The sequence below is a fragment of the Pedobacter endophyticus genome, from assembly GCF_015679185.1.
In the GTDB taxonomy this organism is placed as follows: Bacteria; Bacteroidota; Bacteroidia; order Sphingobacteriales; family Sphingobacteriaceae; genus Pedobacter; species Pedobacter endophyticus.
Window position 1 is genome coordinate 200,611 of sequence record NZ_CP064939.1, and the last position, 12,494, is coordinate 213,104.

Genomic DNA, 12,494 nt, shown 5'->3' on the forward strand with positions numbered 1-12,494 from the left:
AAAAATTCAATATTATTGCTTATTCTTGTGTATAGACTTAAGCGTCTGCAAATATTCAAATTTTAATTAATATAGCCCGATAACTTTTTAAAATACTACAGTTTGAACGAATTAAAATTATCCCTAGATACCGTAAATCCTGCTCACTTTTGGGGAGCAAATAACGAAAATTACGAAATGATTAAAGGCGCCTTTGCCAAGCTAAAATTGGTGGCGCGGGGCAGCGATGTGAAGGTTCTCGGTGATGAACAGGAACTTAAGGCGTTTGAAGACAAGTTTAATCAACTTGTTGCACACCTCGAAAAATACAGCTCACTTACCAATAACGATGTCGAAACAATTTTGGGCGCAAAATCGATCGGAGTTGCAAAAAAAGAAATTGATCAGCCAACAGGTGGGGGCGGAGAGGTAATTGTTTTTGGTACCAACGGATTGTTGGTTAAAGCCAGAACGGCAAATCAGCGGAAAATGGTGAGCAGCATTGCCAAAAACGATATCCTTTTCGCTATTGGCCCTGCCGGAACCGGTAAAACCTATACCGCCGTTGCATTAGCGGTACGTGCATTGAAGAACAAGGAAATTAAACGGATTATATTAACACGTCCGGCAGTGGAAGCAGGCGAAAACCTCGGCTTTTTGCCCGGCGACTTAAAAGAAAAGATCGATCCATATTTACGTCCGCTTTACGATGCGCTGGATGATATGATTCCCGCCGAAAAGTTGAAGTTTTATATCGAAAATCGCACAATAGAGATTGCACCACTGGCTTTTATGCGTGGCCGTACTTTAGATAATTGCTTCGTAATTTTAGATGAGGCGCAAAACGCCACCGACATGCAGTTGAAGATGTTTTTAACTCGAATGGGACCAACAGCAAAGTTTATTGTTACCGGAGATGTTACGCAAGTAGATTTGCCCAAAAAACAAATGTCGGGTTTGTTTAACGGTTTAAGGATTTTGGAAGGCATCAAGGGTATCGATATAATTTATTTGAGTGGAGAAGACGTTGTTCGACATAAGCTTGTTAAAGACATTTTGAAAGCCTACGGGGATATTCAGTAAGGCTGAAGTCCTTAGTCGGGAGTTCGAAGTCCTTAGTCGAAAGTCCGAAGATATTGGCGCTAAATAAGCCCGAAAGTCGGAAGTCTGTAGTCTGGGAAATGTCTTCCAGTTATGATAATGAAGTGTCAGTCTGAGCGGAGTCGAAGACTTGGGACTAAAGACTTCGGCCTATAACTTGGGACTAAAGACTTCGGACTTTTTCCGACTTTTTTCCTTAATTTTATGCCCTCATGAAAGCACTAAAAGAAACCCATTTTAATTTTCCAGGTCAAAGTAATTTCTACAAAGGTAAAGTACGCGATGTGTACACAATTGCCGATGAATCGATGGTTATGGTCGTGTCCGATCGCATTTCGGCCTTCGATGTTGTTTTACCAGAGGCAATTCCTTTTAAAGGACAGGTTTTGAACCAAATTGCTGCTAAATTTTTAGCTGCCACGCAAGATATTGTTCCTAACTGGGTGCTGGCCGTTCCAGATCCTATGGTCACCATCGGTCGCATTTGCGAACCTTTCAAGGTAGAAATGGTTATTAGAGGTTATCTGGCAGGGCATGCCTGGCGAGAATATAGTGCCGGTAAGCGTTCGGTGTGTGGTGTTTCACTACCTGATGGTCTCAAAGAAAACGATAAGTTGCCAAAACCAATTATTACGCCGACTACCAAGGCGTCTGTTGGCCACGACGAAGATATCTCCAAAGAAGACATTTTAGCCAAGGGAATAGTCTCCTTAACCGATTACGAAAAATTGGAGCAATATACGTATGCACTGTATCAACGCGGAACTGAAATAGCTGCAAAAAGTGGCTTAATACTGGTTGATACCAAGTATGAGTTTGGCAAGGCCGATGGCGTTATTTATTTAATTGATGAAATTCATACGCCAGATTCGTCACGCTATTTTTATGCCGATGGTTATAACGAACGTCAGCAGGCAGACGAACCCCAAAAACAACTTTCGAAAGAGTTTGTACGGAAATGGTTAATTGAAAACGGTTTTCAGGGCAAAGAGGGGCAGGTTGTGCCAGAAATGACACCAGAAATTGTAAATTCAATTTCTGAACGCTACATTGAGCTTTACGAACAAATTGTTGGCGAAACATTCATTAAAGCTGATGCAGATTCCATTTCGCAGCGTATAGAAAACAATGTGGTAAAGGCTTTGCAAACACTTTAAATTTTTATACTTTAGTAAACTAAAGATTAGAAGAGATGAAATTTTCTGTAGATAAACACGACAAATATGTAACCTTAAAGCTTAAAGAGCCAAAGTTTACCAACGATAACGCCCCAGGTTTAAAATCGGAACTTTATTTACTTAGTAATGAGGGTTTTAAAAATATTATTGTTGATTTAAGCCACATTAAAGAGTGTACAGATGCGCAAGATTTGAGCAGTTTGCTGGTAGGCGATAGGCTTTGTAAAGCGGCAGGCGGTTTGTTTATTGTAACAGGTATCAACGACGAAATTGCACCAATTATCGAATTATCAAACATATTTCAATCTGTAACGTTTGTTAATACATTAGAGGAAGCTACCGATTTTATTTTTATGGATGAATTGGAGAAGGAATTCAGAGGCGAGAAATAAGCAATTGCAATTAATAATATTCAGCCTCGTAGTTTCCAAAACCTACGAGGCTTTTTATATCACACCATTATGAAATTTGAAGTTACAATTCTCGGAAGCAGTTCGGCAACTCCAGTATTCAATCGGAATCCGTCGGCACAGCTGTTAAATTGTAACGAAAAATACTATTTAATCGATTGTGGCGAAGGTACTCAGCAGCAATTGGCAAGATATAACCTAAAAGCCGCCAGAATCGATCATGTTTTTATAAGTCATTTACATGGCGATCATTACTTTGGTCTGATCGGACTCCTTTCAAGCCTGCATCTGAATGGCAGGAGTAAGCCGATGCAAATTTTCGGGCCTGCACCGTTGTTGGAGATTCTTGAAATTCAGTTTAAATATTCAGACACAGTTTTAAAGTATCCGATCGAGTTCTTCCCAATTGAAGCCGATGAACCGAAACAGATCTTTGAAAATCAAGACTTAATTGTTAGAACGGTAGTGTTAAACCACCGTATTCCGACAACGGGCTTTATTTTTCAGCAAAAGCAACGACAAAGAAAACTGATCAAGGAAAAAACAGACGAAGTTCCAATGGCTTATTACAGTGCCCTAAAAAAAGGCATGGATGTAGAAATGCCTGATGGGAAGATACTAAGAAGTGAGGATTATACCTTACCGCCAGACCCACCGAGGTGCTATGCCTACTGTTCTGACACGCGATTTGATGAACGATATTTTCCTTACATCAAGGATTGCGACACACTCTATCATGAAGCAACTTTTATGCATGAGCTTTTAGATCGTGCAAACGAAACACATCATACTACAGCTTTGCAGGCTGCTGAAGTGGCAAAGATTAATGGAGCTAAAAAACTATTAATCGGTCATTTTTCTTCACGTTATAAAACCCTCCAAATGCTTTTAGATGAAGCGCAATCTGTGTTCGAAAACACCGAACTCGCAGTTGAAGGCAGAACCTTTCATTTGTAATTAATTTAAGATCATTGTCAGTGCGAGTGAATCGTCATTGCCGTATACTGGCGCAAGCGTCTCGGCTTGTGCCTAATTCAACCCATTAATTTAATATACGTCGTAGCGAGACGCTACGACGAGTAGCGGTTAAGGATAAAATTAAAAATATTGTCATCCTGAGCGGAGTCGAAGGACAGATATTTTTTGTTTTATCCTATAGAAAGGGTCTTCGACTCCGCTCAGACTGACAATTGACAAGCCTAACTTAATAGCATTGGAGACGCTACGACGAGTGGCGGGCTATCGGATTCGCCTTGCGTTTCATAACCTCTCCCTATCAACGTTCGGGTTAAGAGCAATGCCTTTGCTTTCCCTCTCCTCGAGGAGGACCTGTCCCGACTTTTCGGGAGGGATGTACAGACAGAGAAAAAACCACCGCCATTAAAAGGGAGAGGTTTAAGGTGCCAAATAAATACTTCGCTTTAGAAAACTCATCCGATGAATAATAGGCGTGTTGCACATTATTCATCGGATGACTAAGAACTCCAATGAAACCTCCTCCCACACAAAAAAAGCTTTGGAATCTTATTTCCAAAGCTTTCAGTTTTATAACAAGTTGCTTAACTATTTATCTCTATTTTTAGCTCCTCCAAATATTGAGAAGTGAACATAACGCCATGGATTGGCTTTCAAGTCGATCATTAAGGCGTCTAAGTTTTTAGAAGCATTATCCAGGTTGTTGTACATTTTGTCATCGTTCAACAACAAACCTAAACTTCCCTTGCCCGATTTAACTCCAGCAATTACACTTTGTAAGTCGGCAATGGCATTGTTCGCATTATCGAGGGTTTGTTTAAAGTTGGCCGCGGCAAATTTATCAGTTACGGTATTAATATTTGTTAAAATGGCGGTTATTTTCTGGTTGTTATTATTCAAGTTTGCAGTAATACCTTCTACATTTTTAAGGATGCCTTCAATACGTGCACTTTCTGAGCCAACTAAACCATCAACCTTTTTAGAGGTATTTTCTAACGAAGCCAAAGTTCCGGCAATACTGTTAAAACTCTTGTCTATATTCTTCTGGAAATTTGGATTCAAAATTGAATTCACACTGCTTAAAATCGAATCCATTTTGCCGATAATCAATTGTGCTTTCTTCTGTACGGGCTCAACCTGCTCCATTAAACCTTTCTCTACATTGGCGTTTAACATAAAGCCGTCTTCTGCCATCTTTTTCGAATTTCCCAACGACATTACAATCGCCTTGCTTCCTAAAAGATCCGTTCCCTCTAAACGTGCAATACTATTTTCAGGAATGTCATATTTACTGTTAATGCTTAAAGTAGCCAAAATAGTTCCTCCGGGCTCGAGCTGTAAGGCCTTTACGCGGCCAATTTGGTATCCGTTTATCAGTACAGGCTTAGACACTGTTAAACCGTCAACCCGGGTATAGCGGGCAAATAATTCGGTTTCGCTTGAAAAAATGGAATTACCCTTTAAAAAGTTATAACCAATAATTAACAAAGCAATGGCAAATGCGGCTAAAATACCAACTTTGGTTTCGTTCTTAATCTTCATGAGTGTTTTAATTTAATGGCTAAAAGCAATAAACCGTAAGCTATTACTTATTTGAGCGTATGTTGTTTTTTGATGCTTAAATCTAATAATTATTAAATAAATACAAACATCGTATATTTTGTTTGGTAATCCGTATGATTATTTTGTTTTGCTTAGATTCCTTTATCATTAATGGTGCCAGTTATTTTATTTCAACGTTCTTTTTATACGTTTTAATGGCTGCTAAAATCGAATTTGCAATTTCATTTTGCCCGTCTGCCGAGTTGATGTATCGTTCCTCTTCGGTATTCGAAATAAAACCTACTTCCGTTAAAATGGCCGGCATGCCACATCGTTGCAGCACCAGCACCCCTTGCTCTTTCACACCACGGCTCGAGCGCTTATCGCGACTGATGTAAGCGTTTTGTATCAGCTTGGCAAATTTAATGCTTTTATCCCGAAACGTGTTCTTTAATAATGATAAAAGGATAAACGAACTCGGATTATTGGGATCGTAACCGTCGTATTTGCTTTTATAGTTCTTTTCGAGCTTGATATCGGCATTTTCCCTAATGGCAGCATCTTGTTCTTTTAACCGGTGCGAACCTGCAACCAAAGTTTCTGTCCCTTTCACGTGCTTATTGCCCGGAGGCATCGAATTGCAATGGATAGAGATGAACAGATCTGCGTTGGCTTCATTCGCTATTTCCGCCCTTCGGTATAAATCCACATCGACATCCGTTTTGCGGGTATAAATGATTTTCACATCAGGCATGGCATCCTTAATTTTTTCGCCAAGCTTTAATCCAACCTTTAATGCTACATCCTTTTCTTTAGAAGTTTTGCCGAGGGCACCAGGTTTTCTGCCGCCATGTCCCGGGTCGATCACAATCGTGGTGATTTTGTAACCTTGAGCAGCTAAATTCTGTACAGAGAGCGATAATACAAGTGCAACTAATAATAATTTGATCTTCATTTAAAGCTATTTAGAAAGAGGTCTCTGCAATGCGTTTATAATTTTTAATGGCCTTGATAATTCCGCTTACAATTTCATCCTGCCCTTCAGGCGAGTTCATATAATTTTCTTCATCGGGATTACTGATAAAACCGATTTCAGTTAAAACGGCTGGCATAGAAGCCCTCGCCAATACCGCCAGGCTTTTTTCTTGCACACCACGATTAATTCTGCCATTGTTGATGTATTCTTGTTGCAGCATCGAAGCGAATTTTAAACTCCGTTCGCGGTTCGTTTGTTTCATTAGCGAAAGCATAATGTCGTTCTCTGGCGTGTTCGCAATAAAGCCTTCGTAGTTTTTCTGATAATTATCTTCTAAAAACATCGCCGCGTTCTCTCTTTTGATTACTTCGTCTTGTTCGCCCAACCGGCCTGTACCCGATACAAAAGTCTCCGTTCCCCGGGTCGAAGTGCTTTTAGAGGTTACAGTTTTATAAACGGGCACCTTTCTACCACGTACTTTTTTATAATAACTTACCACGCGGCTGCTACGAACCGGCATATCATTTAAGTGTATGGAGATAAACAAATCGGCTTTAGCCTCGTTAGCGATATTGATTCGCTCGTAAAGCGGAATAAAAACATCCGTTTGTCTCGTGTAAATCACTTTGATATCTTTTAAGCTGTCTTGAAGCGCCTTGCCCAGATTCAGGGCAGTTTTTAAGGCAACATCTTTTTCTCTCGAATACAGACCGTGGGTGGCGCCATCTTTGCCTCCGTGACCAGCATCAATAACAATTGTTTTGATTTTGTATTGCGCAACGGCTTGATTATCAATGGTATTTAATAAGACTGAACAAATAATAAATGTTAAAATGGATTTAAGATACATCAATGGTATATTTTTCACTAATTTTGAACGTTTTTGATTAAACATTTGTGCAAAAATAACATTCAAATACGAATTTGAAACTTCTTAAGAGCTCTATTTTACTAATTCCTGTCATTTTATTAACACTTGGTGTTAGTAAAGCTAACGCAATTTCTAACATTTCATTACAGCAAATTATTCAACAAGACACAACCAAGAAGGATACAACAAAGACCGGAGGGAAGAATAATAGCAGTCTTGATCAGAAAGTTGAATACAAAGCGAAGGATTCTGTAAAATTTAGTAAAGACAAAAGCATTGTCTATCTGTATGGAAATGCGAGGGTTATCTATGGCGACTTCGAGCTGGATGCAGAATACATTAAATACGATCAGAAAAACAGCACAATTTTTGCCAAGGGTTTGAACGATCCTAAAACCGGAAGATATGCCGGCAGGCCAATTTTTAAATCGGGTACGGAAGGCACCGCAATTGCCGATTCGATATTTTATAACGCTACAACCACAAGAGCTAAAGTTTATGGCGTTTTTTCTGAGCAGGAGGGCGGATTTTTATCTGGCGGGCAAAGTAAAAAGCAAATAGACGACGAGGTACACGTTAAAAATGTGATGTACAGCACCTGTAATTTGCCACATCCACATTTTGGCTTAATGATATCGAAAGGGGTGGTTACCGAGAAGCAGGTGATTACCGGTCCTGTTTACATGATTATTGAAGATATTCCAACTCCATTTGCACTTCCCTTTGCCTTTTTCCCCAAACCGAACAAGCGTACTTCGGGCTTTATTTTGCCTACGCCGGGTGAGGATGCAACACGGGGATTTTTCTTACAAAACGGTGGCTATTATCTCGGTTTAAACGATTACTGGGATGCCCGGTTTCAGGGGTCTATTTACACCAACGGATCATACGAAACGAGCTTGCTGAGTAATTACACCAAGCGATATAAATACAGCGGGAACATCAATTTGGCCTATGCAAGCTTTAAAGATGGTCTTGAGGGAACGGAGGCATTTGCAAATCCTACAAAGAACTTTAGCATTGCCTGGAGCCACAGCCAAAACGCAAACGCCAATCCCGGAACAACCTTTAGCGCACAGGTAAGGCTGGTTTCAACAGGCCGAAACGGTTATTATAAGAATACTGCAGCAGGAACAACTTACGATATTAATGCCATTGCCACCAGTACCACAAGTAGTGGTATCAACTATGCAAAGGCCTATGCGAACGGAATGAACTTTTCGTTGGGTGCCTCGAGTGATCAAACAATTAGTTCAGGCGCAATTTCCGTTCGTTTACCAGAAATGACATTCAACGTGCCCACATTTAATCCTTTCGATTCGAAAACCCGCGTTAATGAGCAGAAATGGTATCAGAAAATTACCGTTGGTTACAGTTTGCAGGGTACAAACAGGATCGATACTTACGACAGTATTTTATTTAGCAACGATGGTTTGAAGCGATTGAGGAGCGGTTTTGCCCACAACATTCCCATAAACATGTCGTTTACCGCACTTAAATACCTCAACTTTAGCCTGGGTGGTACATATAACGAGGTTTGGAACTTTCAGCACATTAACAGAACCTACACTTCGTTTGCCGATAATACCTACACATTTAGAGAAGATACGTTAAGCGGATTTAGACGGGCTGGCAGTTACAACCTTTCTACAAGCATGTCGACCAAGATTTATGGCCGTAGGGATTTTAATCCTGCCGGCAAAATACAGGCCATGCGCCATGTGATTACACCAAGTGTTTCGTTCTCTTATTCTCCCGATTTCACCAAAGCGGGTTCAGGGCCCTTTAATGCTGCTGTAGATCAAAATGGAAGCCGAATTACAACCAATGGCATTCCCATCACCTATTCTATTTTCGAAGGTATGGCCCAACCCGGGTCATTCGGTGGGCCCAGCGCCTCCATCGGGTTTGGCGTAGATAACACGGTGGAACTGAAAGTCCGATCGAAAGGAGATACCACAGGCACCGGATCCAAAAAGATTCCGATTATTCAGGGTTTGAGCTTCAACGGATCGTATAATTTTCTGGCAACTTCTTACAAATTATCAACCATTGGCTTCAGCGGCCGATCGCAGTTTACCGACAAATTGGGAATCAACTACAACGGAACATTTGATCCGTATGCACTTGGGCTCGATACGCTGGGTACAGGCCGTTTGATCAGAAGAGATAGATATTTCTTTCAAGAAGGTAAAATTCTTCCACGCCTTACAAACTTCGGTTTTTCTTTCGATTACAGCTTAAATCCCGAGGCCTTGAAGCGAAAGAACGAAGTAAACGATAAACTGGGTGATGCAGCAAATAAAAAGGGCTTAAACGATATCCAGTCAGAACAACTTGCCGCAATCAGCCGCGATCCTAACGCCTTTGTCGATTTTAATATTCCATGGAATTTTTCAATTGCCTATAGTTTTCAATACACCAACGACGGCAACAATACCGTACTTTCTAATACGCTGAATTTTAATGGCGATGTTAACTTAACGCCCAAGTGGAAAGTTACCTTTAACTCGGGTTTCGATTTCAGAACCAGTAGTTTAACGCCAATGAACCTGGCAATTTATCGCGATTTGCACTGCTGGGACATGAGCGTAAACTGGGTGCCTTACGGGGCTTACAAAAGTTATTCGATTACCATAAAAGTTAAGGCATCGATATTACAGGATTTGAAATTGAGCAAAAGACAAGGTTATTACAGTACCTATCAGTAAATTATGCTAGCTGAAATCATAACCATAGGCGATGAGATTCTTATTGGTCAAATCGTCGACACCAATTCTGCCTGGATGGCAAACCAGTTGAATTTGATCGGAGTTTCTGTTAAACAGGTTACCTCGGTTTCTGACGATGAGGCACATATTTTACAGACCCTCAAAGATGCGGAACAGCGTGCCGATATCATTTTAATAACCGGAGGCCTGGGCCCTACAAAAGATGATATCACCAAGAAAACGCTGGCCAAATACTTTGGAATGGGCTTTCGCAGAGATGAAGCAGCACTGGAAATGGTGCGCCAGATTTTCGAAAAATACAAACGACCATTGATTGATATTAACATGCAGCAGGCCGATGTGCCCGATGGCTGCGAGGTTATTGTAAATCGGAATGGAACCGCACCTTGTATGTGGTTTGAGCAAAACGACAAAATTTTTGTTTCGATGCCTGGTGTACCTTACGAAATGATGTACCTGATGGACGATGAAATTTTGCCCAGAATCAAATCTCGACTCAAATTGCCGTCCATCATTCATAAAACCATTTTAACGGCCAACATCGGCGAATCGTTCCTTGCAAAAGAAATTGAAGAGGTAGAAGACCGCTTGCCCGCCCACATTAAACTGGCTTATTTACCCAAGCTGGGGCAGGTGCGTTTGCGCTTATCGGCCAAAGGCGAAGATGAATTGACCTTAAGGGCAGAGGTTGAGGTTTACGCAAAGGCGATCATCGCAAAGGTCGACAAATTTGTAGTGATTGATGAAGACATTCCACTCGAAAAGGCCATTTTAAATGTAATGAAAGAGCGAGGTTTAACCTTATCTACCGCCGAAAGCTGCACCGGAGGCTATATTGCCCATTTAATTACACAACATCCTGGCTGTTCATCAGTTTATTGGGGCGGGGCAGTAGCTTACGCCTACGAGTTGAAAGCATCCATTTTAGGGGTAAACGAAAAAACACTGGCCACATTCGGCGCCGTAAGCGAAGAAACGGTTACAGAAATGGCCGAAGGTGCCGTTAAGCACTTTAAAACCGATTATGCTATTGCAGTAAGCGGAATAGCAGGGCCCGATGGTGGCACGGAAGATAAGCCCGTGGGTACCGTATGGATCGCAGTTTCGTCGAAACACAAAACTGTTGCTAAAGTGTTTAATTTCAGCAACAAACGCATTCAAAATATCGAAAGATCGGCATCTGCAGCCCTTAATCTATTGTTAAATCTACTTAAAGAAGACCTTTAGAACGAATAAAAACCGTATTTTTGCTGCGTTACCAATACATAATACTGTAATTTAATATGGCTCAATACGAACTATTGTTACCAAAAATGGGTGAAAGTGTTGCAGAAGCAACGGTGATTAAGTGGGTAAAGCAAATCGGCGATTCTATTGATTTAGATGATACGATTTTGGAAATCGCAACCGATAAGGTCGACTCTGAAGTACCATCGCCGGTTGCCGGTAAACTGGTAAAGCAATTGTTTCAGGAAAATGATGTTGCGCAGGTAGGCGATGTTATTGCTATTATTGAAACAGCAGATGGAAGCAACGAAAAAGCTGAAGAGCCAGCTAAGCAAGCGCCGATCGTTGAAGAAAAACCTCAACCAATTCCCGGTATCGAACAGTTGCCAACGGAAAATCCCGCTGCCCAGGTCGACTTTTCTTCGTCTGATCGCTTTTATTCTCCCCTGGTAAAAAGTATTGCAGCACAAGAAAACATCACCATTGAAGAACTCGATTCCATTAAGGGTTCTGGGGCCGATGGGCGTTTAACTAAAGACGATTTATTGAATTATATCGCTAACAAAGGAGACTCCGCCGTTAAAAAAGCGGTTGTAGAGCTCGTTCCGCCACCACCACCACCGGTGGTCGAAAGCTCGAATAACACGAAGAGCGAAGCAACCCAGCCAGCAAATAAAACCCAAACAACAAGCGTAAGCGGAAGTGACGAAATTATTGAAATGGACAGGATGCGTAAACTTATTGCCGATCACATGGTGATGAGCAAGGCAACCTCGCCGCACGTAACTTCGTTTGTAGAGGCCGATGTTACTAATATGGTTTTATGGCGTAATAAGGTGAAGAGCAGTTTCGAAAAACGCGAAAACGAAAAGATCACTTTTACGCCGATTTTTGTAGAAGCAGTTGCCAAAGCAATTAAAGACTTCCCAATGATTAATGTTTCGGTAAACGGAACACAAATCGTTAAAAAACGCGATATTAACATTGGCATGGCGGCTGCTTTGCCGAGTGGAAACCTGATTGTTCCCGTAATTAGAAACGCCGATCAATTAAATTTGGTGGGTTTAACCAAGGCTGTGAACGATTTGGCAAGCCGGGCCCGAATGTCGAAGTTGAAGCCAGACGAAACACAAGCTGGCACATTTACGCTAACCAACGTTGGCTCTTTCGGTAATGTAATGGGAACACCGATTATCAATCAGCCACAGGTTGCCATTTTAGCCGTAGGTGCCATTAAAAAGAAACCCGCTGTTTTAGAAACCGAGCACGGCGACGTAATTGCCATTCGCCATATGATGTTCCTGTCATTGTCGTACGATCATCGTGTGGTAGATGGATCATTAGGCGGTATGTTTGTAAGGAGAGTGGCCGATTATCTCGAAAGCTGGGATTTAAACAGGGAAATTTAGGCCGTTTTTTAGTTAACAAGTTAACAAAGAAGGAACATTATAGTCATCCGATGAATATCGGCATACCGCATATATTCATCGGATGACTTTCAAA

10 protein-coding genes are annotated in these 12,494 nt (G+C 41.2%); 7 read left to right on the top strand and 3 right to left on the bottom strand.

Going from position 1 to position 12,494, the window contains the following annotated elements:
• The first annotated feature begins 102 nt into the window (after positions 1–102).
• From IZT61_RS00910 to IZT61_RS00925, 4 genes are all read left to right on the top strand, one after another.
• The gene (locus IZT61_RS00910; RefSeq protein WP_196099337.1) at positions 103–1,062 is read left to right on the top strand and encodes a PhoH family protein; all 960 of its coding nucleotides are present in this window, start codon (positions 103–105) and stop codon (positions 1,060–1,062) included.
• Positions 1,063–1,292: 230 nt separating this feature from the next.
• A complete protein-coding gene (locus IZT61_RS00915; protein ID WP_196099338.1) occupies positions 1,293–2,237 on the top strand; it encodes a phosphoribosylaminoimidazolesuccinocarboxamide synthase in 945 nt (314 codons plus the stop codon).
• Positions 2,238–2,272: 35 nt separating this feature from the next.
• A complete protein-coding gene (locus IZT61_RS00920) occupies positions 2,273–2,650 on the top strand; it encodes an STAS domain-containing protein (RefSeq protein ID WP_196099339.1) in 378 nt (125 codons plus the stop codon).
• A gap of 69 nt (positions 2,651–2,719) precedes the next feature.
• On the top strand, positions 2,720–3,625 hold the full coding sequence (locus IZT61_RS00925) for a ribonuclease Z (protein WP_196099340.1): 906 nt from the start codon (positions 2,720–2,722) through the stop codon (positions 3,623–3,625).
• A 606-nt stretch (positions 3,626–4,231) separates the two neighbouring features.
• Here the strand turns inward: IZT61_RS00925 and IZT61_RS00930 are convergent.
• From IZT61_RS00930 to IZT61_RS00940, 3 genes are all read right to left on the bottom strand, one after another.
• Complete coding sequence (locus IZT61_RS00930; RefSeq protein ID WP_196099341.1) at positions 4,232–5,185, bottom strand: MlaD family protein; 954 nt, start codon at positions 5,183–5,185, stop codon at positions 4,232–4,234.
• Positions 5,186–5,366: 181 nt separating this feature from the next.
• Positions 5,367–6,140, bottom strand: coding sequence for an N-acetylmuramoyl-L-alanine amidase family protein (locus tag IZT61_RS00935; protein ID WP_196099342.1), 774 nt, complete (start codon positions 6,138–6,140; stop codon positions 5,367–5,369).
• Positions 6,141–6,150: 10 nt separating this feature from the next.
• Positions 6,151–7,011: an N-acetylmuramoyl-L-alanine amidase family protein gene (locus IZT61_RS00940; protein ID WP_196101176.1), complete on the bottom strand. Its 861-nt coding sequence runs from the start codon at positions 7,009–7,011 to the stop codon at positions 6,151–6,153.
• A 74-nt stretch (positions 7,012–7,085) separates the two neighbouring features.
• Here IZT61_RS00940 and IZT61_RS00945 point away from each other — a divergent pair, with 74 nt between their 5' ends.
• Genes IZT61_RS00945 through IZT61_RS00955 form a run of 3 tightly spaced genes read left to right on the top strand, consistent with a single transcriptional unit; the run spans position 7,086 to position 12,400 of the window.
• Positions 7,086–9,743, top strand: a complete 2,658-nt coding sequence (locus tag IZT61_RS00945; RefSeq protein WP_196099343.1) for a putative LPS assembly protein LptD — start codon at positions 7,086–7,088, stop codon at positions 9,741–9,743.
• Between the two features lie 3 nt (positions 9,744–9,746).
• On the top strand, positions 9,747–10,991 hold the full coding sequence (locus IZT61_RS00950) for a competence/damage-inducible protein A (protein WP_196099344.1): 1,245 nt from the start codon (positions 9,747–9,749) through the stop codon (positions 10,989–10,991).
• 56 nt (positions 10,992–11,047) lie between these two features.
• Positions 11,048–12,400, top strand: a complete 1,353-nt coding sequence (locus tag IZT61_RS00955) for a dihydrolipoamide acetyltransferase family protein (protein ID WP_196099345.1) — start codon at positions 11,048–11,050, stop codon at positions 12,398–12,400.
• Positions 12,401–12,494 lie beyond the last annotated feature (94 nt).